Origin of the sequence: Micromonospora sp. NPDC004540, assembly GCF_040610095.1 — a bacterium.
Taxonomy (GTDB): Bacteria; Actinomycetota; Actinomycetes; order Mycobacteriales; family Micromonosporaceae; genus Micromonospora.
In genome coordinates this window covers 46,923-70,773 of record NZ_JBEXLR010000006.1, presented here as the reverse complement: position 1 = coordinate 70,773, position 23,851 = coordinate 46,923, and the positions used below count along the sequence as shown (strand labels likewise).

Annotated in this window: 28 protein-coding genes; 16 read left to right on the top strand and 12 right to left on the bottom strand. The window is 71.4% G+C overall.

Going from position 1 to position 23,851, the window contains the following annotated elements:
• The first annotated feature begins 256 nt into the window (after positions 1-256).
• A complete protein-coding gene (locus tag ABZV78_RS03650) occupies positions 257-760 on the top strand; it encodes a SigE family RNA polymerase sigma factor (RefSeq protein WP_355635218.1) in 504 nt (167 codons plus the stop codon).
• On the top strand, positions 757-2,142 hold the full coding sequence (locus tag ABZV78_RS03645) for a hypothetical protein (protein ID WP_355635217.1): 1,386 nt from the start codon (positions 757-759) through the stop codon (positions 2,140-2,142). The genes ABZV78_RS03650 and ABZV78_RS03645 overlap by 4 nt, the downstream gene beginning before the upstream one ends.
• Here ABZV78_RS03645 and ABZV78_RS03640 read toward each other — a convergent pair.
• The 6 genes from ABZV78_RS03640 to ABZV78_RS03615 all read right to left on the bottom strand — a co-directional run bounded on the left by ABZV78_RS03640 (position 2,114) and on the right by ABZV78_RS03615 (position 8,075).
• Complete coding sequence (locus ABZV78_RS03640; protein ID WP_355635216.1) at positions 2,114-2,911, bottom strand: alpha/beta fold hydrolase; 798 nt, start codon at positions 2,909-2,911, stop codon at positions 2,114-2,116. The genes ABZV78_RS03645 and ABZV78_RS03640 overlap by 29 nt on opposite strands.
• Positions 2,912-2,991: 80 nt before the next feature.
• Positions 2,992-3,474, bottom strand: coding sequence for a GNAT family N-acetyltransferase (locus tag ABZV78_RS03635; RefSeq protein ID WP_355635215.1), 483 nt, complete (start codon positions 3,472-3,474; stop codon positions 2,992-2,994).
• Between the two features lie 221 nt (positions 3,475-3,695).
• Complete coding sequence (locus ABZV78_RS03630) at positions 3,696-5,177, bottom strand: NCS2 family permease (protein WP_355635214.1); 1,482 nt, start codon at positions 5,175-5,177, stop codon at positions 3,696-3,698.
• Positions 5,178-5,420: 243 nt separating this feature from the next.
• On the bottom strand, positions 5,421-6,140 hold the full coding sequence (locus ABZV78_RS03625) for a Stf0 family sulfotransferase (protein ID WP_355635213.1): 720 nt from the start codon (positions 6,138-6,140) through the stop codon (positions 5,421-5,423).
• Positions 6,141-6,181: 41 nt separating this feature from the next.
• The gene (locus tag ABZV78_RS03620) at positions 6,182-7,438 is read right to left on the bottom strand and encodes an MFS transporter (protein WP_355635212.1); all 1,257 of its coding nucleotides are present in this window, start codon (positions 7,436-7,438) and stop codon (positions 6,182-6,184) included.
• A gap of 10 nt (positions 7,439-7,448) precedes the next feature.
• Complete coding sequence (locus tag ABZV78_RS03615) at positions 7,449-8,075, bottom strand: XRE family transcriptional regulator (protein ID WP_355635211.1); 627 nt, start codon at positions 8,073-8,075, stop codon at positions 7,449-7,451.
• A gap of 80 nt (positions 8,076-8,155) precedes the next feature.
• Between ABZV78_RS03615 and ABZV78_RS03610 the strand changes: the two genes are divergently transcribed.
• From ABZV78_RS03610 to ABZV78_RS03600, 3 genes are all read left to right on the top strand, one after another.
• Positions 8,156-9,166, top strand: coding sequence for an NAD(P)/FAD-dependent oxidoreductase (locus ABZV78_RS03610; RefSeq protein WP_355635210.1), 1,011 nt, complete (start codon positions 8,156-8,158; stop codon positions 9,164-9,166).
• Positions 9,167-9,186: 20 nt separating this feature from the next.
• On the top strand, positions 9,187-9,801 hold the full coding sequence (locus ABZV78_RS03605; protein WP_355635209.1) for a class I SAM-dependent methyltransferase: 615 nt from the start codon (positions 9,187-9,189) through the stop codon (positions 9,799-9,801).
• 94 nt (positions 9,802-9,895) lie between these two features.
• Entirely contained in the window at positions 9,896-11,743 is a 1,848-nt protein-coding gene (locus ABZV78_RS03600; RefSeq protein WP_355635208.1) for a glycoside hydrolase family 15 protein, read from the top strand.
• 9 nt (positions 11,744-11,752) lie between these two features.
• Here the strand turns inward: ABZV78_RS03600 and ABZV78_RS03595 are convergent, their stop codons facing one another.
• Positions 11,753-11,941, bottom strand: coding sequence for a ribonuclease (locus ABZV78_RS03595; protein ID WP_355635207.1), 189 nt, complete (start codon positions 11,939-11,941; stop codon positions 11,753-11,755).
• A gap of 169 nt (positions 11,942-12,110) precedes the next feature.
• Between ABZV78_RS03595 and msrB the strand changes: the two genes are divergently transcribed.
• Genes msrB through ABZV78_RS03575 form a run of 4 tightly spaced genes read left to right on the top strand, consistent with a single transcriptional unit; the run spans position 12,111 to position 15,318 of the window.
• Positions 12,111-12,578 (top strand): peptide-methionine (R)-S-oxide reductase MsrB, encoded by a 468-nt coding sequence (gene msrB, locus ABZV78_RS03590; protein ID WP_355635206.1) that lies wholly within the window; start codon positions 12,111-12,113, stop codon positions 12,576-12,578.
• Positions 12,575-13,093, top strand: coding sequence for a peptide-methionine (S)-S-oxide reductase MsrA (gene msrA, locus ABZV78_RS03585; RefSeq protein WP_355635205.1), 519 nt, complete (start codon positions 12,575-12,577; stop codon positions 13,091-13,093). Before msrB ends, msrA begins: the two co-directional genes overlap by 4 nt.
• 45 nt (positions 13,094-13,138) lie before the next feature.
• Entirely contained in the window at positions 13,139-14,365 is a 1,227-nt protein-coding gene (locus ABZV78_RS03580; protein WP_355635204.1) for an epoxide hydrolase family protein, read from the top strand.
• Positions 14,365-15,318, top strand: a complete 954-nt coding sequence (locus ABZV78_RS03575; RefSeq protein ID WP_355635203.1) for a redoxin domain-containing protein — start codon at positions 14,365-14,367, stop codon at positions 15,316-15,318. Before ABZV78_RS03580 ends, ABZV78_RS03575 begins: the two co-directional genes overlap by 1 nt.
• On the opposite strand, the gene ABZV78_RS03570 is transcribed toward ABZV78_RS03575, so the two are convergent.
• Positions 15,315-16,235, bottom strand: a complete 921-nt coding sequence (locus ABZV78_RS03570; RefSeq protein ID WP_355635202.1) for a LysR family transcriptional regulator — start codon at positions 16,233-16,235, stop codon at positions 15,315-15,317. The genes ABZV78_RS03575 and ABZV78_RS03570 overlap by 4 nt on opposite strands.
• Before the next feature lie 73 nt (positions 16,236-16,308).
• On the opposite strand from ABZV78_RS03570, the gene ABZV78_RS03565 reads away from it, so the two are divergent.
• The 4 genes from ABZV78_RS03565 (at position 16,309) to ABZV78_RS03550 (ending at position 19,908) form a co-directional block, all read left to right on the top strand.
• Positions 16,309-17,280 (top strand): DMT family transporter, encoded by a 972-nt coding sequence (locus ABZV78_RS03565; RefSeq protein ID WP_355635201.1) that lies wholly within the window; start codon positions 16,309-16,311, stop codon positions 17,278-17,280.
• 19 nt (positions 17,281-17,299) lie between these two features.
• A complete protein-coding gene (locus ABZV78_RS03560; RefSeq protein WP_355635200.1) occupies positions 17,300-17,800 on the top strand; it encodes an HIT family protein in 501 nt (166 codons plus the stop codon).
• A gap of 462 nt (positions 17,801-18,262) precedes the next feature.
• The gene (locus ABZV78_RS03555; protein WP_355635199.1) at positions 18,263-18,886 is read left to right on the top strand and encodes a phosphotransferase; all 624 of its coding nucleotides are present in this window, start codon (positions 18,263-18,265) and stop codon (positions 18,884-18,886) included.
• Between the two features lie 347 nt (positions 18,887-19,233).
• On the top strand, positions 19,234-19,908 hold the full coding sequence (locus tag ABZV78_RS03550) for a uridylate kinase (RefSeq protein WP_355635198.1): 675 nt from the start codon (positions 19,234-19,236) through the stop codon (positions 19,906-19,908).
• Between the two features lie 41 nt (positions 19,909-19,949).
• On the opposite strand, the gene ABZV78_RS03545 is transcribed toward ABZV78_RS03550, so the two are convergent.
• Both ABZV78_RS03545 and ABZV78_RS03540 read right to left on the bottom strand, forming a co-directional pair.
• Positions 19,950-20,306, bottom strand: a complete 357-nt coding sequence (locus ABZV78_RS03545) for a hypothetical protein (protein WP_355635197.1) — start codon at positions 20,304-20,306, stop codon at positions 19,950-19,952.
• A gap of 259 nt (positions 20,307-20,565) precedes the next feature.
• The gene (locus ABZV78_RS03540) at positions 20,566-20,970 is read right to left on the bottom strand and encodes a CPCC family cysteine-rich protein (protein ID WP_355635196.1); all 405 of its coding nucleotides are present in this window, start codon (positions 20,968-20,970) and stop codon (positions 20,566-20,568) included.
• Between the two features lie 179 nt (positions 20,971-21,149).
• Here ABZV78_RS03540 and ABZV78_RS03535 point away from each other — a divergent pair, with 179 nt between their 5' ends.
• A complete protein-coding gene (locus ABZV78_RS03535; RefSeq protein ID WP_355635195.1) occupies positions 21,150-21,407 on the top strand; it encodes a hypothetical protein in 258 nt (85 codons plus the stop codon).
• 594 nt (positions 21,408-22,001) lie between these two features.
• Positions 22,002-22,100 carry a CPCC family cysteine-rich protein gene (locus ABZV78_RS03530; RefSeq protein ID WP_355635194.1) on the top strand — a complete coding sequence of 33 codons (99 nt, stop codon included), beginning with the start codon at positions 22,002-22,004 and terminating at the stop codon, positions 22,098-22,100.
• Here ABZV78_RS03530 and ABZV78_RS03525 read toward each other — a convergent pair.
• Positions 22,076-22,291 (bottom strand): hypothetical protein, encoded by a 216-nt coding sequence (locus tag ABZV78_RS03525; RefSeq protein ID WP_355635193.1) that lies wholly within the window; start codon positions 22,289-22,291, stop codon positions 22,076-22,078. The two genes, ABZV78_RS03530 and ABZV78_RS03525, sit on opposite strands and share 25 nt — an antisense overlap.
• Positions 22,292-22,413: 122 nt before the next feature.
• Positions 22,414-22,656, bottom strand: a complete 243-nt coding sequence (locus ABZV78_RS03520) for a hypothetical protein (protein WP_355635192.1) — start codon at positions 22,654-22,656, stop codon at positions 22,414-22,416.
• A gap of 457 nt (positions 22,657-23,113) precedes the next feature.
• Here ABZV78_RS03520 and ABZV78_RS03515 point away from each other — a divergent pair, with 457 nt between their 5' ends.
• Positions 23,114-23,689 carry a hypothetical protein gene (locus ABZV78_RS03515; protein ID WP_355635191.1) on the top strand — a complete coding sequence of 192 codons (576 nt, stop codon included), beginning with the start codon at positions 23,114-23,116 and terminating at the stop codon, positions 23,687-23,689.
• The last annotated feature ends 162 nt before the right edge of the window (positions 23,690-23,851 follow it).

Here is a 23,851-nt window from a genome sequence, read left to right as displayed (position 1 = left end):
CCGTGGCCGTGCGCCCAGGCCCGGCTGCTGCTCAAGGTCGAGTACGCCGACCACCCGGTCGACCTGGCCGTCTACCTGTCCGGGCTCTACCACGAGGCGACCCACGACCTGTTCCGGCTCAACCCCGACGACGGGCCCACCCCGCGCGACCTGTTCGAGCGGTTCGTGGCCTGGGGGCCGTACCGGCGGGGCGTGGTCGAATGACCCTCAACCATCCGCCGCGTGGACCGCGTTGGTAGAGGGCGAGGGGGTGGGCATGTCGGAGACGTTCCACGAGTTCGTGGTGCAGCGGTCGCCCGCGCTGTCGCGGACGGCGTACCTGCTGACCGGGGACCACCAGCACGCCGAGGACCTGTTGCAGAGCGCGCTGGCGCGGACGTACCGGCACTGGCGGCGGATCCGCGACGGGGACCCGGAGGCGTACGTGCGCCGGGTCATGTACCACCAGCAGGTCTCGTGGTGGCGCCGGCGGCGGGTGGCGGAACGGCTGGAGGCGACGCCGGTCGAGCGGGGCGGTGGCGACCACACCGACGACACCGCGCTGCGGCTCAGCGTGGTGGCCGCGCTGCGTCGGCTCACCGCCCGGCAGCGGGCTGTGGTGGTGCTCCGCTACTACGAGGACCTGACCGAGGCGCAGGTGGCCGACGTGCTCGGCTGCTCGGTGGGCACGGTGAAGCGGCACGGGCACGACGCCGTGCGCCGGCTCCGCGACCTCGCCCCCGACCTGTGGGAGCGGACGCCGGAGAGGAGCGGGCGATGAGCATACGGCTGCGGGAGGCGCTGCGGGCGGCGGCGGCCGAGGTGCCCGCGTACCCGGTGCACGAGCGCGCGGTGCGGACCGCGCGGCGCACCCGGCGGCGGATGGCGGCGGCGGTCGCGGCGATGCTGGTGCTGGTGGCGCTGGTGCCGGTGGCGGTACGCGGTGACGGGCCGCCCGGGATCGCGCCGGCCGGCGCGGGCGGCCCGGCGCTGCCCGACCGGATCGGGCTGCCGGGGTTCGGCGCGCTGCGCGCCACCGACCGGCCCCGGCTCGGTCCGGCCTCGGTGATCTTCAGCGGGCAGGCGCGCGGCCTCACCGGGCTGATCGACGAGGACGGCACCGTCGGCATCGTCGCCGCGGACGCCGACCGCTACCGGACCTGGCAGGTCGGCCACGAGGCGCCGGCCGGTGAGCAGGCGCTGCTCTCCCCCGACGGGCGGCGGATCGCCGTGCCGGGCGGGTCGTCGGAGCACCCCCGGATCGACCTGGTCGATCTGGTCGACGGGACGGTCCGGCGGCTGCCCAGCCCGAGGGAGGGCAGCACGCTGACCGAGCCGGCCGGCTGGGCGCCGGACGGTTCCGCACTGGTGGTCCGGGACACCACGCCGGCCAACCCGGAGGGCAGTGCCCACGTCAACACGCTCAGCCTGGTCCGGCTCGACACCGGCGGCGCGGTACGCCTGCTGGAGACCTCGCAACTGCCGGTCTTCGGCACCCCGGTCGCGTTCACGGCCGACGGGTCCCGGCTGGCCTTCCAGGTCGGCGACAAGGTCCTCGTGGCCGGCCCCGACGGGCAGTCGATCACTTCGTTCCCGCTGCCGCCGGAGAGCGGACTGGCCGGCAAGGGCGCCTGGCTGCCGGACGGGACGCTGGCCGTGGTGAGCCGCGACCCGGACACCACCCGGTGGCGGCTGCGCCGGGCCGATCCGGCCACCGGCCGGGACCTCGGCGTGCTGGGGCTGCCCGCGGTCGACGGCGTCACCACCATTCGGCTGCTCGGCTGGTGGCCGGACGGATCCGCGCTGGTCGTCGGCTACCGGCCCGATCCGGACTCGCCGGAGCGTTTCGACGGTCCCGTCGACATGGATCAGCGGACCGTGTATCCCAATGTGCAGACGGTCCGGGTGCTGGGCCTGACGCCGGGGGCCGCCGCGCCGACCACTCTGCTCACCGCCCCGGACCAGGTGCTCGCCATCGACGTGGCGGACGCGGTGGTGCACGCCGGCCGGGTCCGCGCCGCGGATCCACCGGCGGGCCCGGGCGGCCGGGTCTGGTGGGCGGCCGGGGCGGCGGCGCTGGTGCTCGGCGGCCTGCTGGCCGGGCGGCTGCTCCGGCGGCGACGCGCGACCCGGGTCACTCGGGGACGCGCACCTCATGGGTGAGGAAGGGCAGCACCGCCGCCGGCAGGGCGGGTGAGCCGACGACGTCGTGGTGGGTGAGCCCGGGCAGCACGGCCAGCCGGGACGCGGGCCGGCCGGCGCCGTCCCCGCCCGCGTCGCGGTGGCCGCCGCCGAGCAGCCCGAAGAACTCGGCCACGTGGCGGACCGGGATCGAGTCGGCGTCGGCGAAGACCAGCAGCACCGGCATCGGCAGGGCGGCCACCTCGGCCGACCAGTCGTACTCGCGGCGCAGCAGCGCACCGGTCTTGGCCCAGAGCCTCGGCCAGTCCTGCGGGCGGGGCGCGACCCGCTCGTAGCGTTCGTGCGGCGGGGTGCCGCGCATCCGCTCGGCGACCCGCTCGTCGTGGGCGGCCGTCGCGGCCAGCACCTCCGGATACCAGCCCTGCCGCCGGAACGGCGTGGAGACCAGCACCAGGCGGCGGACCAGGGCCGGGTGCTGGACGGCGGCGCGCAGGGCCACCCCGCCGCCGAGCGAGTAGCCCAGTACGTCGGCCGCCGGCAGGTCGAGGTGGCGCAGCAGGGCGGCGACGTCGTCGGCCATCGACTCGTAGCGCAGCGGCCGGTCCACGTCGGCGGTGCGGCCGTGGCCCTGGAGGTCGACCGCGACGACCTGCCGGCGCGCGGCGAGGGCGGGCAGGACGGGCGCGAACATCTCCGTCGACCCGTAGCCGCCGTGCAGCAGGACGAGCGGCTTCCCGGCGCCGTGGACCTCGTGCCAGAGCCGCACCCCGTTGACGTCCGCGTAGCTCACGGGGTGATCCTCCCGCCGCCACCGGTTCTCCGGGTGCGTTTGTCGTCGCCGTGGCGACAACAAACGCACCCGGACCGGCGCTACTCCGCCACGTACCGGTGCAGTCGGCCTTCGTCGGTCTCGACGACGCCGTCCCGGCGCAGGCCGGCCTTCTCCAGCACCCGCACCGACGGCACGTTGGCCGGATCGACGGTGGCGTGCACCTGGGTCACCCCGGGCAGGGTGAGGGTGTCGACCACCAGGGCACGGACCGCCTCGGTGGTGTAGCCCCGGCAGCGCCGGGACGGGACGATCCCGTAGCCGAACTCGACCGACCCGTCGGTGGGCGGCCAGAACAACCCGATGCCGCCCACGGTGAGGCCGGTCTCCCGTTCGATCATGAGCCGGTGGCCGTGGGGCTGCCCGGGTCGGCCGGCGATGATCCCGGCGATCACCCGCTCGCCGTCGGCGGGGAAGTCCGCCGCCCAGTGCGGGCGCCGCTCCCCGGCGACGACGGCGGCGGCCTCCTCGGCCGGCCAGGGGCGCAGCACGAGTCGTTCGGTGGTCAGTTCAGAAATGAACAACGCGATTCTCCAAGGTCGTGGAGCGACCCGGGTCGCGGTCGGTCAGCGCGCGCGACCCGGAAAAGGGCATGGCAGGGGAAGCTCATGGCAATCCATGGCCTCATCCCCCTGCGCCCACGACGGTCGCGTGTCCGCGCGTCGGCACTCTAATCCATGATCCGGATACGCCGCACCCCCGTTGCCTCGGGCCAACGGGCAACGGGGGTGCGGCGGAGGACCGGTCAGCTGACGCCGGTGACGGCCTTGACCAGGTTGATGCCGAAGTAGAGCACGAAGGCGACGGCGACCGCCCACAGCAGCGGGTGGATCTGCCGAGCCTTGCCCTGGGCCACCCGGATCGCCACCCAGCTGACGAAGCCGGCGCCGATGCCGTTGGTGATCGAGTAGGTGAACGGCATGAGCGTCATGGTCAGGAACGCCGGGACGGCGACGCCGACGTCGGTGAAGTCGATGTCCTTGACCTGGCGGATCATCAGCGCGCCGACCACCACCAGCGCCGGGCCGGCGGCCTCGCTCGGCACCAGCGACACCAGCGGGGTGAGCAGCAGCGCGCCCAGGAAGAGCACGCCGGTGACCACACTGGTCAGGCCGGTCCGGCCACCGTCCGCGATGCCCGAGGACGACTCGACGTACGTGGTGGCCGAGGAGGCGCTGCCGGCGCCGCCGGCGACCGCGGCGACACCGTCGACGAAGAGCACCTTGCCGAGCCGGGGCATGTCGGTGCCGTCCTCGGTGGCCAGGTTCGCCTGCCGGGCGAGGCCGACCGTGGTGCCCATGACGTCGAAGAAGTCGGCGAGGACCAGGGTGAAGACCAGCAGCAGCGCGGTCACCAGGCCGACGTGGGCGAACGCGCCGAACGACACGTTGCCGAGCAGGTGCAGGTCGGGCGTCTGGAACAGCGGGTCCGGCAGGGTCGGCACGTTGAGCCGCCACCCGTCCGGGTTGGGCTTGCCGTCGACGAGGGCCGGGCCGGGCTTGGCGAACGCGTTGACGATCACCGCGACCACCGTGGTGGCGACGATGCCGATCAGGACGCCGGCCTTCACCTTGCGGGCGGCCAGGATGCCGGTGACCAGCAGGCCGACCAGGAAGACGACCGTGGGCCAGCCGTGCAGCGTGCCGTTGCTGCCCGATCCGAGCTGCAGCGGCACGCCGGTGCCGGCCCGGACCAGACCGCCGTCGACGAAGCCGATCAGCGCGATGAACAGGCCGATGCCGGCCGCGATGGCCGCCTTCAGCTCGGCCGGGATGGCCCGGAAGACGGCCTTCCGGAAGCCGGTGAGCACCAGCACGGTGATGATCAGGCCCTCGATGACCACGAGGCCCATCGCCTCGGCCCAGGTCATCTGGGAGGCGACCGCGTACGCCACGAAGGCGTTCAGCCCGAGGCCGGTCGCCACCGCGAACGGCACCCGGCCGACCACGCCCATCATGATCGTCATGACCGCCGCGACCAGGGCGGTGACCCCGGCGACCGGCGCGATGCCGAGGAGGTTGCCGTCCTTGTCCGGCGCGGTGCCGATGATCAGCGGGTTGAGCACGACGATGTACGCCATCGTCGCGAAGGTGGTGATCCCGGCGAGCACCTCACGCTTGACCGTCGAGCCCCGGCGGGTGATCTCGAAGAAGCGGTCGAGGCGGCTCTGCGCGGCGGGTTCCGCCGGCTCCACCGGGGCAGCAGGATCCTGCGTAGTCACGCTCATGGCGTGGCTTACTCCGTTCCGGGTTGGCCCAGCCGGTCGCGCCGGCCGGGCGGTGGGGGTGCAGCCGTCCCGTTTCGGTTGGCCCGGAGAACGTCGGGACGGCTGGGCTCCACGGGTCCCGTGAAGCACTACGAAGCCGTGCCCCGGGGTTCGGGGACGCGACTTCGCGAGGCCCACCTTAACCGCCGGGTAACGGCAGATGACCTGTCCCTGAGCGGGGAGCCGGCACGAGGGTGGGCAAGGTCACGCCCGGTCCCGGTGCCGGGCGATCCACTCGGCGTTGAGCGCGTCGGCCTGCCGCGCGTGCCGGGGCCGGACCGGCACCCCGGCCGACGGCAGCCCGAGCGCGTCGAGGACGCCCAGGGTCACCCCGGCCGGGTCGGTCGCCAGGTCCTCGTAACGCACCCGGTGCGGGGTGATCCCGTACCGGGCGAACCACGCGTTCCAGGCCGCCTGGTGCTCGGCGACGGTACGCAGCAGCGCGTCGATGCCGTCCGGGTCGTAGCGCGGTTCAGCGGTGGGCGGGCCGCCGTCGTCGGCCGTCCACCGGCCGGTCTGCTCGGCGCGCAGCCAGGAGACGGCCTGTGCCAGCGCGTCGTCCCGGCGCAGGTGCACGAAGGCGGTCCGGCCGAACGCCCGGCGCAGCAGCGCGTGGTCCGCGCCGGCCGGCTCCGGGTGCTCGCCGGCCAGCCCCTCGACCACCCGGTCCAGGGTGCCCCACATCAGCTTCGCCCCGAACACGCCGTTGCCGGTCCGACCGGCCGCCAGCGCCGCCCGGACGTAGTCGCCGTAGCGCCACTCCCCGGCCGGCAGGCCCCAGCGGCGGGCCCAGACCGGCTCGTCCGGCACCCGGAAGTACGCCTCCGGCCGGCCGGCCACCCCGGTCGAGGCGAGCAGCCCGCAGAGCAGCGAACTGCCCGTCCGCGGCACCGCGCAGATGAAGTAGGAGTCGACGCCGGTCACGCCGCCAGCCAACCGGGACGGTCCGGCCGCGGCAACCGAAATCAGACCGGGGCCGCGACCGCTTCGTCCTCGGGGTGCCGGGCCGTGCGGAGCGGGGAGAGCACGGCGACGACGGCGGCCAGCGCCATCCCGCCCGCGCCGATCCCGATGGCCGCCCGGTGACCCAGGTGCGCGGCGAGCAGCCCGCCCAGCGGCGCGCCGACCGTCAACATCCCCCAGTTCAGCGAGCGGATGGTGGCGTTCATCCGGCCCTGGAGGCGGTCCGGGGTGACCGCCTGCCGATAGCCCATCTCGTTGGGCCCGCTGACCCCCAGCGCACACCACACGAGGAACTGCGCCGCGCCGACCATCACCCAGCCGGCCCTCCCGGTCAGGGCGAGCGCGGCGAGGGTCCAGCCCAGCGGTTCGACCACCCGCTCCAGCAGGATGGCCCGTCCGGCGCCGTACCGCCCGGCGCGGTCGGACAGCGCGTTGCCGACCACCGCGCCGACCCCGCCGAGGGCGAGCACCGCGCCGAGCCCGAGGGCCGCCCGCTGCTCCGGCAGCCCCGGGTCGAGCCCGCGCAGGACGAAGAGGGTGAACGCGGTGGACGCCAGGCTGGCGAAGAGGAACCGGGCGTGCAGGGTGAGCGCGTAGGGGGCGAGCACCGGATGCCGGTAGACCCAGGACAGCCCCTCGCGCAGCTCCCGGCCGAGGTGCCGGCTTTCCGGCGCCGGGGCCGGTTCCGGCCGGCGGATCGTCGCCAGCAGCAGCCCGGAGAGCAGGTAGGAGACCGCGTCGGCGAGCAGCGCGACCGGCGCGCCGAGCGCCGCGACCACCGCGCCGCCGAGGAACGGGCCGGTGGTCTGCGCCACCGAGGTGCTCTGCTCCAGCCGCGCGTTCGCCCGGGTCAACGCGGCCGGCGGGACCAGCCGGGGCAGGTAGGACTGGTGGGCGGCCTCGTAGAGCAGCGACAGCGTGCCGAACGCGGCGACCAGCACCACCAGCACCGGCAGGTTCAGCGCGCCGAGCAGGGCCAGCACCGCGACCAGGGCGAGCAGCACGGCTCGGGCCAGGTCGGTGCCGACCAGGATCGGCCGCCGCCGGTAGCGGTCGGCCACCACTCCGGCCAGCAGTCCGAAGAGGAGGTACGGCAGCCAGCGCGCCCCGTTGACCAGCCCGACCTCGACGTCGCCCCCGCCGAGGGTGGCGATCACGACGACCGGCAGCGCCACGGTCGTCAGGTAGGTGCCGAAGGTGGAGACGGTGTCTGCCGTCCAGAACCGCGCGTACCCGGGATGCCCGAAGAGCCGCTCCATGATCGACACGCTAGTGCGGCCGGCGGTCACCCGTCTGCCCGCCGGGGTCGGCGTCGCGGGAGCGGGGGCGGGCGCGGAGGTGGGCGCGTTCGCCCTGGGCGCCGAAGAGGCTGAGGAACTCGACCGCCTCGCCGTCGGCCGGGCCGAACCAGTGCGGCACCCGGGTGTCGAACTCGGCCGCCTCGCCGGGCGCGAGCACCAGGTCGTGCTCGCCGAGGACCAGCCGCAGCCGCCCGTTGAGCACGTAGACCCACTCGTACCCCTCGTGGGTCTGCGGGGTGGGCTCGGCGGGCCGCCCGCCGGCCGGGATGACCAGCTTGTACGCCTGGATGCCACCGGCCCGGCGGGTGAGCGGCAGCATGGTCATGCCGTGCCGGGTGACCGGCCGCAGGTGGATGCGCGGGTCGCCGGTGGGCGGGGCCCCGACCAGCTCGTCGAGCGTCACGCCGTGCGCCCGGGCCAGCGGCAGCATCAGTTCCAGGGTGGGCCGGCGGCTGCCGGACTCCAGCCGGGACAGCGTGCTCACCGAGATGCCGGTGGCGGCCGACAGGTCGGCCAGGGTGGTTTCCCGTTCGCGGCGCAGCGCGCGCAGCCGGGGGCCGACCGCGTCAAGCGCCCGGTCGAGGTCGTCGTCCATCCCCCCAGTTTGCCAGATCAGCAACAAAGTTTGCGGGTACGGCCACCACCGCCGCATCGTTGCGGCGGGAGGTGGTCAGGATGACCGAAGGGTACGAGGTGGTGGTGATCGGCGGCGGCGCCGCCGGGCTGAGCGGGGCGCTGATGCTGGCCCGGGCGCGCCGGTCGGTCCTGGTGATCGACGGGGGCAGCCCGCGCAACGCCCCGGCCGACGGGGTGCACGGGCTGCTGGCCCGCGACGGCATGCCCCCGGCCGAGCTGCTGGCGCGCGGCCGGGACGAGGTCCGCCGCTACGGCGGGCACCTGCTGGACGGCCAGGTCGACACGGTGACCCGCGACGGGGAGGGCTTCGCGGTGGCGCTGGCCGACGGCCGCCGGGTCCGGGCCGGCCGGCTGCTGGTCGCGACGGGCCTGGTCGACGAGCTGCCGGAGCTGCCCGGACTCCGCGAGCGGTGGGGCCGGGACGTGGTGCACTGTCCGTACTGCCACGGGTGGGAGGTGCGCGACCGGCCGATCGGGGTGCTGGCCACCGGGCCGCTGTCGGTGCACCAGGCGCTGCTGTTCCGCCAGTGGAGCGACGACGTCCTCTTCCTCCGCCACACCGCGCCGCCGCTCACCGACGAGCAGGCGGAACAGCTGGCCGCCCGGGGCGTCACCGTGGTCGAGGGCGAGGTCGCGTCGGTGCAGGTCGTCGAGGACCGGCTGGTCGGGGTACGCCTGCGCGACGGCCGGCTGGTCGCGCGCGAGGTGCTGGTGGCCGGCTCCCGGATGGTGGCCCGGGCCGGGTTCCTGGCGGCGCTCGGGTTGCCCGCGGTGGCGCATCCGGCCGGGGTGGGCGAGCACGTTCCCGCCGACCCGACGGGGCGTACCGCGGTGCCCGGGGTGTGGGTCGCGGGCAACGTCACCGACCCGGCCGCCCAGGTCGGCGCGGCAGCGGCGGCGGGCGCCCTGGCGGCCGCCGCGATCAACGGCGACCTGGTCGCCGAGGAGACCCGCCGGGCGGTCGAGGCGCGGCGGCGGGACGTGTTCTCGGCGGAGTCCGAGGCGCGGGTCAGCGAGCTCGTGGCGGGCGACCGCCGCCACGGACTGTGAACCGGAGGGCGACGGTGGCCATGGAGTTCGATCGGGCGTACTGGGAGGAGCGTTACCGCGACCAGCACGCGGCGCACCACCGTGCGCCGAATCCCCAGCTGGTGGCGGAGGTCGGCGACCTGGCGCCCGGCACGGCGCTGGACGCGGGCTGCGGCGAGGGCGCCGACGCGATCTGGCTGGCGGCGCGCGGCTGGCGGGTGACCGCGGTCGACGTCGCCGCCGGCGCCCTGCGCCACGCCCACGAGCAGGCGGCGACGCGGGGCCCCGAGGTCGCCGGCCGGATCGACTGGGCCCGGGCCGACCTGGCCCGGTGGCGGCCCACCGAGGGGCACTTCGACCTGGTGACCAGCCACTACGTGCACGGGGCCGGTGACGACCTGGTCGACCGGCTGGCCGCCGCGGTCGCGCCCGGCGGCACGCTGCTGGTCGTCGGCCACGACCCGTCCGACCCGCACACCGCCGCGGCGGGCGCGCCGGCGGCGGCGCACGTCACGGCCGCGCAGCTGGCGGCCGGCCTCGACCCGGGCCGGTGGGAGATCGTGGTGGCGGAGACGCGGTCCCGGTCGGTCACCGGCCCGGACGGCCGGCGGCGCACGCTGCACGACGCCGTCCTGCGCGCCCGACGGCGCGGCTGAGCACGCGGAGGGGTGGCATTTACGAATACGACTTACGCGGACATTATTCCCGTTTAGGTTACTGCGGAGGGAGGCAGTCGAGACGGGGGGCGACGTGGACGGATATCCGCCGATCGAGGATCACGGGCTCATCGGTGATCTCCAGACCGCCGCCCTGGTCACCTGCGACGGGACGATCGACTGGTTCTGCGCGCCGCGCTTCGACTCCCCCAGCATCTTCGCCAGCCTGCTGGACCGGGAGCGCGGCGGCTTCTTCCGCATCGCCCCCCACGAGACCACCTACGTCACCAAGCAGCTCTACCTGCCCGGCACGCCGATCCTGATCACGCGGTTCATCAGCGCCGACGGGGTAGCCGAGGTGCAGGACTTCATGCCGGTCACCGGCGAGAAGGCCACCGACGTGCACCGCCTGGTGCGGATCGTCACGATGGTCCGGGGCAGCATGCGGTTCCGGCTGGAGTGCCGGCCCCGGTTCGACTACGCACGCGAGCGGGCCCGACTGGAGCGGCATCCCAACGGATACCTCTTCCGCGGCTCATCCACGTGCATGACCTTCAACCCGGTCCAGCCGGTCCGCCGGCTGATCGCCGAGGAGGACATGCACCTGGAGGACGGTGACCTGATCGGGTTCGGCACCCTGACCCAGGGCGACACCGGCGGGGTCGTGCTGGAGACGGACTCCAGCATGGAACCCCGGGCCGTCCCGCTCGAAGAGGTCCAGGGGATGTTCGAGTGGACCCGCGACTACTGGCGCCGGTGGGTCGACCGCTCCCGGTACACCGGACGGTGGCGGGAGATGGTCGAGCGGTCGGCCATCACGCTGAAGCTGATGACGTACGCGCCGACCGGCGCGATGATCGCCGCGCCGACGGCCGCGCTGCCCGAACTGGTCGGCGGCACGCGCAACTGGGACTACCGCTACACCTGGGTCCGGGACACGTCCTTCTCCGTCCACGCGCTGCTCGGCCTCGGCTTCACCGAGGAGGTCAGCCGGTACATGGACTGGCTCGACGAGCGGATTCGCGAGGCCGGCGACCACCAGGCCCCGCTGAAGATCATGTACCGGGTCGACGGCTCGTCGGACCTGCACGAGGAGGAACTCGACCACCTGGAGGGCTACCGCGGCTCCCGGCCCGTCCGGATCGGCAACGGCGCCGCCGACCAAATCCAGCTCGACATCCACGGCGAGGCGCTGTACGCCATGCACCTCGCCGACGAGCAGGGCATCCGGGTGTCCCACCAGGTGTGGAAGAGCACCGTCCGGCTCATCGACTGGCTGTGCCACAACTGGGACCAGCCCGACGCCGGCATCTGGGAGAGCCGGCACCATCCCCGGGACTACACCTTCGGCCGGGTGATGTCCTGGGTGGCCCTGGACCGGGCCATCCGGCTCGCCGCCCGGACCGGCCGCCCCGGGGACGTCACCTGCTGGACCAGCCAGCGGAACATGATCTACGACCAGGTGATGGCGCGCGGCTATCACCGGGGCCGCGGCTCCTTCGTCCAGGCCTACGGAGAGAACGTCCTGGACGCCGCGCTGCTCGCCATGCCGGCGGTCGGCTTCGTGACGCCGTCGGATCCGCTCTGGTTGCGCACCCTCGAGGCCATCGAGCGGGAGTTGGTCTCCGACAGCCTGGTCCACCGGTACGACCCGGTCCACTCCCCCGACGGCCTTCCCGGCCACGAGGGCACCTTCAACATGTGCACCTTCTGGTACGTCGAGGCGCTGGCCCGCTCCGGCCGCCTCGACGACGCCCGGCTCACCTTCGAGAAGATGTTCACCTTCAGCAACCACCTCGGCCTCTACGCCGAGGAGATCGCCGCGACCGGGGAGCAGATCGGCAACTACCCGCAGGCCTTCAGCCACCTCTCGCTGATCAACACGGCGCTGGCGCTCAACGACATGCTCGATACCGAGGCGGAGTCCCGCCAGAGACGGTGAGCTCCCGCGCTACTCCTCCGGTACGCCCGGACCGACCTCGCCGCGCCGCAGGTGCTCGACGTTGCGGTCGGCCTCGCTGGCCGCGTTGTCGACCCCGGCAGCCGGGTCTCTGGTCCGGCGCCCCTCGGCGTCCTGGTACTCCTCGCCGCGCTCGAGCGCGTCCTCCTGCTGCCGCCGGCTCTGCTCCGGATTCGTCATGAACACCCCATTACCCAGGGTTCCCGCACCGACAAACGGCCGCGCCCGTCGCCGGAACCCGAGCCGCGGTCGCCGCTGGAGCACGGTTAGCCATCCGCAGGCCGGGTAGGCATCCGCGCCGCCTGCGGGCCGGCCTCTCCTGCCGACGACCGAGCCGAAAGGAACGACGGTGTCATCCGACTATCGGAAGAACCCGGAGGCGGTTTCCCGGCTGTCACCCGAGCAGTACCGGGTGACCCAGGAGGGGGGGACGGAGCGGGCCTTCGACAACCCCTACTGGGAAAACAAGGAGCCGGGGATCTACGTCGACGTCGTCTCCGGCGAACCCCTGTTCGCCTCCGTCAACAAGTACGACAGCGGCACCGGCTGGCCGTCCTTCACCAAGCCGATCGAGCCGAAGAACGTGGTCGAGGTCCGGGACTCCACCCTCGGCATGGTCCGCACGGAGGTCCGGTCGGCGCACGGGGACAGCCACCTGGGCCACGTGTTCGACGACGGCCCGGTGGCGACCGGCGGCCTGCGGTACTGCATGAACTCCGCCGCGCTCCGGTTCATCCGCCGCGACGACCTGGAACGGGAAGGGTACGGCGAGTACCGCGCACTGTTCGAGCACCCGGACGGGGGGCGAAAGCAATGAGCGACACGACTGAGAAGGCCGTCCTGGCCGGGGGCTGCTTCTGGGGGATGCAGGACCTCATTCGGAAGCGCCCCGGCGTCGTCTCCACAAGGGTCGGCTACACCGGCGGGGACGTGCCGAACGCGACCTACTACAACCACGAGGGCCACGCCGAGGCGATCGAGATCGCCTTCGACCCGAACAAGCTCTCGTACCGGGATCTTCTCGAGTTCTTCTTCCAGGTCCACGACCCGACCACGAAGAACCGGCAGGGCGGCGACGTCGGGACGAGCTACCGGTCCGCCATCTTCTACTGCGACGACCAGCAGCGCCGGGTCGCCGAGGACACCATCGCCGACGTCGACGCGTCCGGACTGTGGCCGGGCAAGGTGGTCACCGAGGTCACCGCGGCCGGCCCCTTCTGGGAGGCCGAGCCGGAACACCAGGACTACCTGGAGAAGCATCCCGGCGGTTACACCTGCCACTTCCCCCGGCCCGACTGGAAGCTCCCCCGGCGGGGAGAGAGCCAGAGCTGATCGCACCTGCTACCGACGACAAGTCCGAGGAGAAGGAGACCCAACGTGGCCGTCAGGACGCAGACGCTGGCCCGCCCCACCGACATCCGGCCGTTCACGGTGGAGATCCCCGAGGCGGATCTCCAAGACATGCGACGGCGCATCGCGGCCACCCGGTGGCCCGAGAGGCAGACCGTCAGCGACCAGTCGCAGGGCGTGCCACTGGAGACCAGCCAGGCCCTCGCCCGCTACTGGGAGAAGGAGTACGACTGGCGCAAGGTCGAGGCGCGGTTGAACTCCCTGCCGAACTTCATCACCGAGATCGACGGCCTGGACATCCACTTCATCCACGTCCGGTCCAAGCACGAGAACGCCCTGCCGCTCATCGTCACGCACGGGTGGCCCGGCTCGATCATCGAACAGCTGAAGATCATCGGCCCGCTCACCGATCCCACGGCACACGGCGGGTCCGCCTCGGACGCCTTCCACCTGGTGATCCCGTCGATGCCCGGCTACGGCTTCTCGGGCAAGCCGACCGAACCCGGCTGGGGCCCGGAGCACATCGCGAGCGCCTGGACCGAGTTGATGAAACGCCTCGGCTACGACCGGTTCGTCGCCCAGGGCGGCGACTGGGGCGCACTGATCACCAACCTCATGGGCGTGCAGGCGCCGCCGGAACTGGCCGGCATCCACACCAACATGCCGAGCACGGTTCCGCTCGAGATCGACGCGCTGGTCCAGTCCGACATCACCGGAATCAACATGGCGATGTCCAAGCTGCCGGCCAACCTCTCCGACGAGGAGCGGCGGGCCTGCGAGCAGCAGGACTTCTTCTGGAAGCACTCCGCCTACGCCCTGTTCATGGCGACGCGCCCCGAGACGCTGATCGGCCTCGCGGACTCGCCCGTCGCGCTGGCGAGCTTCATGTGCGACCACGACGCGGCCAGCCTGGAGCTGATCTGCCGGGCCTTCGCCGGGCAGCCCGGCGGGCTCACGCGCGACGACATTCTCGACAACATCACGCTCACCTGGCTGACCAACACGGGAGTCTCCGCCGCTCGCCTCTACTGGGAGAACAAGTTCTCCTTCCTCGGCGCCAAGGACGTCTCGGTGCCGGCCGCCGTGAGCGTCTTCCCGGACGAGCTCTACCAGGCGCCGCGGAGCTGGGCCGAGCAGGCGTATCCGAACCTCATCCACTACAACCAGCTCGACCGGGGCGGGCACTTCGCGGCCTGGGAGCAGCCGCAACTGCTGTGCGACGAGATCCGCACCGCCTTCCGGTCGCTGCGCTGATGGTGGTGTCGGAGCGGCTGCGCCTGCCCGCACTCGACGGGGCGACCGAGTGGCTCAACTCCGAGCCACTCGGTCCCGCCGAGCTGCGCGGGCGCCCCGTGGTGGTGAACTTCTGGACGCTGACCTGCATCAACTGGCTGCGCCAGGAGCCGTACGTCCGGGCGTGGTCGCAGGCCTACCGGGACGACGGGCTGGTCGTTCTCGGCGTACACACGCCGGAGTTCTCGTTCGAGCACGACGTCGACGGGGTGCGCCGGGCGGTGGCGGCGCGCGGGATCGACTACCCGGTCGCGGTCGACAACGACTACGGGGTGTGGAGCGCCTTCGACAACCACTACTGGCCGGCGCTCTACTTCGTCGACGCGGACGGCGTCATCCGCGACCACCATTTCGGCGAGGGCCGCTACGAGCGGTCGGAACGCGTCATCCAGCGGCTGCTCGGCGTCGACCGCGACCTCGTCCCCGTGGAAGGGCTCGGGGTGGAGGCCGACGCGGGCTGGGACCACCTGCGGACGCCCGAGACCTACCTCGGCTACGCCCGCTCCGAGCACTTCGCGTCACCGGACGACGCCACGTACGACGCACGCCGCGCCTACGAACTCCCCGCGAGCCTGCCCGCCGACCACTGGGCGCTCGGCGGCGAGTGGACGATCGGCTCGGAGAACGTGGCGCTCGACCGGGCCGGCGGCACCCTCGCCTTCCGGTTCCACGCGCGCGACGCGCACCTCGTGCTGTCGGCCGGAACGGGACAGCCGGTCCCCTTCCGCCTGCTCCTCGACGGCGCGCCTCCGGGCCCGTCACACGGTGTCGACGTCGACTCCAACGGCGACGGCGTGCTCCGGGAGGGCCGCCTGTACCAGCTCGTCCGGCAGCGGGACGAGGTTCGCGAACGCACCCTGGAGATCACGTTCCTCGAACCCGGCGCCGAGGCGTACGTGTTCACCTTCGGCTAGGGCTCGTTGATCTTGCTGGCCTGATCCGTCACCGCCGCCAGGAAGGTGGTCAGTGCGGGAGCCGGCGGGGTGTCCCGGGTGACGACGACCAGGCGGCGCCGGAGGGTGGTCTCGGCAACGTCACGGACAGCGAGAGCGGGATCGTCGGCCGGCAGGGTCAGTGCCGGGAGCAACGCGACGGCCGCCGCGACGCGGACGAGTTCGAGTTGCACGTCGGCGTCGCTGGAGCGGTGCCGGAGGTCGGGCTCGTAGCCGCCGAGGGACCGGCAGGTTCCGACCACCATGGCGTGATGGCCGGTCCCCTCGTCGGAGGTTGCCCAGACGTCGGATCGCAGCATGGCGACCGGGACCGGCTCCCCCGTTCCGGCGAGTGGATGCGCTGCCGGCAACACCACCTTCAGCGGTTCCTCGTGCAGGACCGCGAACCGTAGCCCCGCCGGCCGGGGCCGGGGGTGGCCGTCGTACTCGTCGCCGATCACCAGGTCGACCGCGCCCAGCCGCAGACCCGGCAGCGCCTGTTCGAGTTCGAGTTCGAAGATCTCCGCGCGCACCTGTGGGTGGTCGGCCATCATCCGGGCCACGGCGGGCACCAGCAGGCGGCGAGCCGCCGACTGCAGGCCACCGGCACGCACCGTGCCCCGGATGTCGCCGCTCAAGGCCGCCAGGTCCGCTTCCGCCGCCTCGGCCGCCGACAGCAGCACGCGCGCGTGCTGGGCCAACAGGTGCCCGGCGTCGGTGAGCCGCACGCCGCGCCCGGCCTTCTCGAACAACCGGGTACCGACCTCCCGCTCCAGGAGAGCCAACTGCTGCGAGACCGTCGACGGGCTGTAGCCCAGAGCGGTGGCGACCGCTCCCAGCTTGCCCCGCTCCTCGAACTCGCGGAGGAAGCGGAGACGGCGTAGATCCCAGGCGACCATGCGGAAATCCTAAAGAATCAGCTCCACCAATCATCGCTAGACCTGACCAGTCGGGTGGTCGATGCTCGACCGCATGGGTCCGGCACTGTGTCTCGTCTCCGCGGCGTGCTTCGGCGCGATGGCGATCTTCGGCAAGCTCGCGTACGACGCGGGGGTTTCACCGGGGGCTCTGCTGCTGGTGCGCTTCAGCCTGGCCGCCGCGCTCCTGGGGACGGTCCTGCTCCTGCGTCCGGGTCTACGACGAGCAGAACCACACCGAGGTGCTCCGGCCGGTCCGGCGGCGGCCGGGTTCGGCCGGGTGCTGGCCACCGCCCTCGGATTGGGCGCGATCGGGTACGCGGCTCAGGCGAGCCTGTTCTTCTCGGCTCTGCAGCTGATGGATGCCTCGCTGTTGTCCCTGATCCTCTACACCTACCCGGTCCTGGTCACCGTGGCGGCGGTTCTGCTGGGCCGGGACCGGCTGACCAAGGGGCGGTCCGCCGCGCTGCTGGCCGCGTCGGGCGGAACCCTGCTGGTGCTGCTCGGCGCCGGTGGAGTGAGCTTCCACAGGCTCGGGGCGCTGCTGGCCTTCGGTGCCGCGATCACCTACACCGGCTACATCCTCGTGGCCGACACCGTCGTGCACCGGCTGCCGCCCCTGGTGCTGTCCGCGCTGGTGATGACCGGCGCCGCCGGCACCCTCGGCGTACGCGCCGTCCTCACCGGCGGGGTCGACCTCGGCTTCCGGTTGCCGGGATGGTTCTGGCTGGCCTGCATCGCCGTGGTCTCCACCGTCCTGGCGATGATCACCTTCTTCGCCGGCCTGAAGCGGACCGGCCCGTCGACCGCCGCCATCCTGTCGACCTTCGAACCGGTGGTCACCACCGCACTGGCCGCGCTCACCCTCGGCGAATCCCTGAGCCCCGTCCAGCTCGTCGGCGGGGCCCTGGTGCTGTCGTCCGTCGCTGTCCTCCAGGTCCGCCCGACCCGACTACGGAAGCAGGACCAGGAGGCGCCGGCTCCGGCGCGCGACGACTCCGGCGAGCCGGCGGCGGTGGCGTCGTGACCCGATCTAGCCTCCCCGGATGGGGAAGCAGCCCGCGAAGGCCACGTTCGACTTCGAGCAGTACGCGCGTCGGGTGAGCGGAGGGCCCTGCTTCGTCTGCGCCTTCATCGCCGGCGAACCCGACTACCGCCACCATCTCGTCTACGCGAACGACGACACCGTCGCCTTCCTCGCCCGCCACCCCACGCTGCTCGGTTACTGCCTCGTCGCGCCGAAGCGTCACCTGGAGAGCTGGGTGCACGACATGGAGCAGCCTGAGTTCCTCCGCTTCCAGGGCATCGTGCACGCGGTCGCGCGTGCCATCGCGGCGACACTGCCGACCGAGCGGATGTACGCCATGAGCCTCGGCAGCCAGCAGGGAAACGCCCACCTGCACTGGCACCTCGCACCGCTGCCCCCAGGGGTGCCCTACCAACAGCAGCAGTTCCACGCGGTGATGGCGGAGAACGGTGTCCTGGGGGTCGACGACAACAGCCAGGCAGCCCTCGCCCGGGCCATCCGCAGCCGCATCCAGGTCTGACTGCGTCGTGGGCGCGCGTCGCCTGTCTCGAGGTCGGTAGCTACCGGTCCCTCGCCTTCCTGACCAGGACAACGATCCCGTACAGGACGCCAGCGGCAACGCCACCGATCAGGGCACCCCCAAGAGCGCCCCCGGTGCGGGAGCCAGCAGCGATCGAGTCCAGTGCGATGGAGGTGAATGTCATGGGCGGCAGGCTACTCGAGAAGATCGTTGTTGGTGGCCCCCGCCGAGCCGGCCGACCCGCCCCGCCCCGCGTGACGACAACAGGAGCGTCCACTTCGTTCGCGACGTGCGGTCGCACGCGATAAACCCGGTGACGTCGGTGGTCACCCCCACGAAAATGGCCGACTGGAAGAGGTCGAGGTCATCGTCGCCCATGACGAACGCGCGACCCTGCGCGTCGGCGACGTCTTCCTGAAGATCGATGCTGATCAGACGCGCACCGACGTCGAGGTCGAGGCGATGGCGATGGCGCCGATCCCGACTCCGGACGTCCTGTGGCGGAAGCCGCCCGTACTCGCCCTCGCCGCCCTCCCCGGCACGGCACTCGGCCGCCTCGGCGAGCCGTCGACCGCGTCGCCGGCGGCGTGGGCCGCGGCGGGTGCCGCCGCACGGGTGCTGCACGACGCGCCGCTGCCGCCGTGGCCCGGTCGGAGCCTCGACGAGTTGGCCGCGCACCTCGACCGCGAATGCGAGTTGCTCGTCACGAACGGCGTCCTTCCCGCCGACCTGGTCACGCGCAACCGCCGGGTTGCCGAGGCTGCGCTCCGGCCGTGGACACCGGTGTTCACGCACGGCGACCTGCAGGTCAGCCACGTGTTCGTCGACGGTGACGAGATCACCGGCGTGATCGACTGGTCCGAGGCGAGCCAGGGCGACGCCCTGTTCGACCTCGCCATTTTGACGCTCGGACACGAGGAGCACCTCGGCGACGTCGTCGCCGGCTACGGCGCCGACGTCGACCTCGACGTGATCCGCGCGTGGTGGTCGTTGCGAAGCCTGCTGGCGGTCCGCTGGCTGGTCGAGCACGGGTTCGACCCGTCCTCGCCAGGCTGCGAGGTCGACGTGCTGAGATCCGGGATGTAGGGGTCGTGTCCCTGCTGACGGGGCTGGGCGTTGCCCACCTGCAGTCAACGCTGGTGCCGCTAATGCGGACCGTGTGAGGTGGCGTCCAGGAGGGAGAAGCCGATGCCGCGTGCGGACTCCACCGAGACGGTGGCGTTTGCGTCGTGGAGCTCCCAGCTGACCTGTTGCCGCTGCTGATCGACCACCAGCCGGCCCAGGGCCACTACGCGCGGGCCCGGCCCGTCTGTGGAGCCGCTTCCGTCGGGTCAACCAGCTAGTTGGTGCCTTGAACATTCGGTCGTCGTAGTTTCGAACCTGCGACCTCCCGCTTGTAAGTTCTGTGCACTCCGTCCGGCAGGGGGAAGGACATGGACCAAGGCACCCGCGACGAGTTGCTCCGCCGCTTGGCTGAGGCAGTCGGGTCCGTCACGGTCGCACATCCGACGCGGGTTGCCATCGACGGACCGCCAGCCGCAGGCAAGACGACGCTCGCCGACGAACTGGCCGTGGCCTTGCGCATCCAGGGCCGCGACGTCATCCGCGCGACGATCGACGATTTCCTCTTCCCACGGGCGCAGCGCTATCCGCGCGGCGAGTACTCGGCCGAGGGCTGCTACTTCGACACCCACGACTACGACGCGCTGAACCGGGTTCTGCTCGATCCGCTCGGCCCAGGCGGAGATCGACGCTTCCAACACGCGGTGTACGACCGCACCGCGGATACGGCCCTGTCGCCGCCGGTCATGACTGTCCCCGCCGACGCCGTGCTGGTATTCGACGGCGTCTTCCTCATGCGCCCGGAACTGATTGATCGGTGGGATCTGCGCATCTTCGTGTCGACCGCGCTCGAGAAGACTGTGGATCGTGCCGTGATCCGAGAGCGCCGGGTGTCATCTCGGGCCGAAGTCGAACGGCGCTGGCGCGAGCGTTACATCCCCTCCCAACAGCTCTACTTCGCTACGGTCCGCCCGACCGATCACGTCAACATCATCGTGCACAACGACGAGCCTCAGCAGCCGGTCTGGGAGACCCAGACACGCTGACCGCCTCAGTTCGCCATGAGCGGACGTCTCGCGTTCCTCGCCTACCAACTCGCGGTCCAGCTGTACCAGGCACCGCCGAGGTGCTTGAAGACCGGGGACTCGAAGTCGGGGGTTTTCAGGTCCGGAGTTGGGCCTTGAGGCAGGTAGGCAAACCCGGCGTCGTCGATCAGGTATCCGTTCGCATCGTGGAACACGACTCCGCCGGGCACCGGGTAAGCCGCAGTGATGCGGTACGCGCCAATCCTCGACGGCACCGGGACGCTGGACCACTCACCGCTCACGGGGCTTGTCGTAGGCAAGGTGGCGACCACCTGCTCGAACGCACCACGGCTCATCGCCCAGCGGGCCTGCAGCGGCGCTCCCGCGACGAGCAGCGCCAGCACGAACACGACGATCATCGGAGCCGGCAGGACCCCCAGGACCACTGCCGCCGTACCCCGAACATCACCACCCAGGCAGCCCAGGCCGCACCGGCCAGACAGAGCACGGGAACCGCGCCGAGCACCAGGAAGAAGGAGAAGCCGGGAACGCTGAAGGCCCAGAGCAAACATGCCGCAGCAATCGACACCACGATGTGCAGGGCCCACCATGGGGAGAGCAGACATGTCGCAGCAATCGACACCAGGGTGTGCGGGGCCCACCATCGGGCGCGCGGTGTCAAGGGCTCGACGGGCGGAACCCCGTCGATCGGCGGCGTCTGCGCTCCCAACGGGCTTGTCGCTCGGCATAGGCACGCCGCGCATCCGCCAGACTGACCGGCCGTTCGGCGTAGGCACGCCGTGCATCCGTCAGACTGAGCGAACCGTTGGGGCCGCCCCGCACCGTGTCAGCGTCTTCGTCATCCTGCCCGTCGTCCTCCCAGCCGCAGGCGAAGCAAATCTCGAACTGACCTCGCCCCTCGAGCGTCGGGTGCCGGCAGCAGGGACATGCGTACGGTTCGCCACCCGCTTCAGCCACTACAGATCGCTGGTTCAACGCCTCGATGTACTGCTCAAACCACCTGGTGCGGCGCGCGAGTTCTTCTGCGGACGGCCCCTCCTGCTTACCGGCATGCTCGTCCATCCTCTGTACCTCTCGTTGTCGATCCAGTTGAAGTATCGAGCTCAGAGCGTCCTGCCGCTGCCCGACTGGACCTGGCTGTGCTAATAGACCATCAGGAGCGCCAGCGACGGGAGCGAGACCGGCTCGCCGAGGTCTGGCACGCTCACGGCCTGGTCTTCCCGTCCGAGGTTGGCACCCCGATGGAGCCGCGCAATCTCAACCGCCACTTCGCGGCGCTGTGGGCGAAGGCCGGCTGCCCCGACGTCCGGCTGCACGACCTGCGACACCCGGTCGTGTCGCTGCTGATGGAGCTGGGCGTTCCGCCGCACATCGTCCAGGCCATCGCCCGGCACGCCGATCTGAAGGCTCCGGCCCGCGCGGTCGCCCTCAGCTCCCGTATCCCGGCAACCAAGGCAACGAGTCAACCTCGGTCGTTCTCCCCTGCAAGACCATCGTGAACAGTTCCATCATCCCGGCCCGCGAGTAGCCATCCATGTACAGCGGGCCGCGGACCTCGTAGTGGTCCTCCCAGATCACAAGCCCTCGGCTTCCCGCGAACACCGACACGCTGTACCCAGCCTCGTTATCGCTGATCCACACGTCAGGATGCTCCGGGTCATCATCCTCTAGCTCATCCAGCAGGTCCGCGAGCTGGTCAACCGACGAAACGTCCTCGCCGCTTCCCCAACGATGCTGGATGGAGCAGCGAACTCCACTCGGAGCGTCAGCCATGGAAGCAATACTCGCCTACGCCGAGAGCGCCCCCACCCTCGGCGCCTACCCGCGCGACCTACCTTGCGTCGGACTCAGACGTTGAAGCGGAACTTAGAGCCCCGGCGCACCCACCTGCGATGACAGCGGGCGACACCTGCTCATACGGCGTCTCGGTCTGCCATGGTTGGACGCTGGTTGACAATGTTTCACGCTGTCTTGTACCCCCGATGTGCCCCATCGCTATGCATCAGCTCGTGTGGCTCGACCAGTCCCAGCCGGCTTCATAGCTCGGCCACGCTCGCCATGAAAATCACGGGACACCACCGCAGCTGGGGGCGATGGTAGGCGGTGTGGAACTTGCACTCCCCTGTCCGTGCTGCGGCTACCGGACGATGAAAGGAGCGCCAGGCAGTTATGACATCTGCCCGGTCTGCTGACTGTCGTCCGCTTCACCGCGGTACGGCGGGTCCTGGACCGCGTCCGGAACGATCTGGGCGATCAGCGCCTCGCCCACCAGATCGCAGAGGTCCTTCGGCGTCGCCGCCGGTTCTCCGCATCCGGTGAGCAGGCCGGCAGCGAGCATCAGCCCGCAGAGCCCCGCAAATCGTCGAATAAGTGATCTTCTCATCGACGAGCGACGGTAACAGCTCGTGTCGACTTAGCCGACAGGGAAGATCTGTCCGGTCTCGGGACCTGCGTGACACATCGGTATCAGGACCTGCGTGACACTCCGCCGAGTGTTGGTGGAGATCAGCGCGACGGAGCAGCTGTATCAGGCGGTTCTGGATGTCCGTGCCGGATCGACGGTGCGGCCTGCTCGACCGGCCGCCCGGCGCCGATCCGGTGCCGCAATACCAGCAGGGCGATCGATAACACGAGCAGAGCCCCGGACCCACACAGCACAACGAAGTACAACACCGGGCCACCGAACCGATGGCCCGGGCCGCTGAACAGCAGCGCAGCGAGAGTGCATGCGGTCGAGACCAGCATCATCCAAGGCCACCACCGGGGCTGCCGTTGCAGCTCCTGCAGCACTCGTTCTCGGATCACATCCACCCCGCTCATCGAAAGCCGTCACGGCGCATCCGCCCTCGATTGTGCAACAGGTCAACGTCAGCCCCCGGCGCTGAGTTGACGGACCGGACCACCACGCGGCCATCGACTACCCTCACGTCCACGAGCTTTCTAGCCGGGTGTGTCACCCACGTCCCGAGACCGATGTGTCACGGACGTCCTGAGACCCGGCACGCCAGCAGCCGGCCTGTCGTACTCCGCTTCATGCGTTACACGGTGACTCCAGTTGATGGGTTACACGGGCCTTGAGCATGCCGGATACGGACCGTGTTGCTGACCGTCCACGACGGCTGGTGTGCCAGCCATCCGCTTCCGCCGATTTACAGGGCGTCGAACCGGTACCTGCCGACGTTCTGGGCTGGGTAAGGTGCGCCGGGTGAACATGCGGGTCGACGAATCATGGCGGCGTATTACCAGCTGGTTGACGCAACACGCGCCGGTGACCGCGGCGGCGATTCGCCCACCGGCAGCCGCTGCGGAGGTCCGTCGTACCGAGGAGGCGGTCGGACATGCGTTGCCGGCAGACCTGCTCGCGTGGTGGGGGCTGATGGACGGCGTCGCCGATGCCGACTACCGGGGCGGGTTCCCGATCCCCACCTTTTACATGCCGTTGCCGGTGGTCGGCGTGCGCGAGCGGTTCGCCGAACTCTCGCGGTACTCCAACCAGGACTGTTGCAGTCCGGGCGGGGCGCATGCCACCGTGGCCGGGCAACGGTTGTTCGGGTTCTGCACCGCCACTGTCCCGATCTGCTGGTCTCTGGGCGGCGGCATGCTCATGGTCGACCTGCGCGATGGTCCGCGCCACGGCCGCATCACGGAGTGGCATGCGGACGAGGGGTACTTCGAGACCGGCTGGGCCGAAACGGCGGCGATGCTCGACGACGTCGCCGACCAGCTCGGCGACCCGTCGCGGACCGAGATTGTCGAGGATGGCAGGCTCCAATGGACCTGACGGTCTGGCCCGACGGATCTTCATTCAACATCTGCTAATGCCGCTGACCGGGCGTCTTGACCGGCATCGGGGATGGCTGCCCCAGCGAGAGGCGGCTCGCCAGTTACGCACTGTGACAGCCGAGCCCGGAGAGAGGCGCCAACTGTCAGCCTTTAAGTGAAG

Coding starts and splice junctions, on each gene's coding strand:
- ABZV78_RS03520 (WP_355635192.1), bottom strand. CDS start 22,656: ATGATGCTGGTCTCGACCGCATGCACTCTCGCTGCGCTGCTGTTCAGC.
- ABZV78_RS03555 (WP_355635199.1), top strand. CDS start 18,263: ATGGCGATGGCGCCGATCCCGACTCCGGACGTCCTGTGGCGGAAGCCG.
- ABZV78_RS03565 (WP_355635201.1), top strand. CDS start 16,309: ATGGGTCCGGCACTGTGTCTCGTCTCCGCGGCGTGCTTCGGCGCGATG.
- ABZV78_RS03615 (WP_355635211.1), bottom strand. CDS start 8,075: ATGGACGACGACCTCGACCGGGCGCTTGACGCGGTCGGCCCCCGGCTG.
- ABZV78_RS03645 (WP_355635217.1), top strand. CDS start 757: ATGAGCATACGGCTGCGGGAGGCGCTGCGGGCGGCGGCGGCCGAGGTG.
- ABZV78_RS03525 (WP_355635193.1), bottom strand. CDS start 22,291: ATGAGAAGATCACTTATTCGACGATTTGCGGGGCTCTGCGGGCTGATG.
- ABZV78_RS03610 (WP_355635210.1), top strand. CDS start 8,156: ATGACCGAAGGGTACGAGGTGGTGGTGATCGGCGGCGGCGCCGCCGGG.
- ABZV78_RS03595 (WP_355635207.1), bottom strand. CDS start 11,941: ATGACGAATCCGGAGCAGAGCCGGCGGCAGCAGGAGGACGCGCTCGAG.
- ABZV78_RS03560 (WP_355635200.1), top strand. CDS start 17,300: ATGGGGAAGCAGCCCGCGAAGGCCACGTTCGACTTCGAGCAGTACGCG.
- ABZV78_RS03620 (WP_355635212.1), bottom strand. CDS start 7,438: ATGGAGCGGCTCTTCGGGCATCCCGGGTACGCGCGGTTCTGGACGGCA.
- msrA (WP_355635205.1), top strand. CDS start 12,575: ATGAGCGACACGACTGAGAAGGCCGTCCTGGCCGGGGGCTGCTTCTGG.
- ABZV78_RS03630 (WP_355635214.1), bottom strand. CDS start 5,177: ATGAGCGTGACTACGCAGGATCCTGCTGCCCCGGTGGAGCCGGCGGAA.
- ABZV78_RS03545 (WP_355635197.1), bottom strand. CDS start 20,306: ATGATCGTCGTGTTCGTGCTGGCGCTGCTCGTCGCGGGAGCGCCGCTG.
- ABZV78_RS03550 (WP_355635198.1), top strand. CDS start 19,234: ATGGACCAAGGCACCCGCGACGAGTTGCTCCGCCGCTTGGCTGAGGCA.
- ABZV78_RS03535 (WP_355635195.1), top strand. CDS start 21,150: ATGGAGCCGCGCAATCTCAACCGCCACTTCGCGGCGCTGTGGGCGAAG.
- ABZV78_RS03650 (WP_355635218.1), top strand. CDS start 257: ATGTCGGAGACGTTCCACGAGTTCGTGGTGCAGCGGTCGCCCGCGCTG.
- ABZV78_RS03540 (WP_355635196.1), bottom strand. CDS start 20,970: ATGGACGAGCATGCCGGTAAGCAGGAGGGGCCGTCCGCAGAAGAACTC.
- ABZV78_RS03530 (WP_355635194.1), top strand. CDS start 22,002: ATGGTAGGCGGTGTGGAACTTGCACTCCCCTGTCCGTGCTGCGGCTAC.
- ABZV78_RS03575 (WP_355635203.1), top strand. CDS start 14,365: ATGGTGGTGTCGGAGCGGCTGCGCCTGCCCGCACTCGACGGGGCGACC.
- ABZV78_RS03570 (WP_355635202.1), bottom strand. CDS start 16,235: ATGGTCGCCTGGGATCTACGCCGTCTCCGCTTCCTCCGCGAGTTCGAG.
- ABZV78_RS03605 (WP_355635209.1), top strand. CDS start 9,187: ATGGAGTTCGATCGGGCGTACTGGGAGGAGCGTTACCGCGACCAGCAC.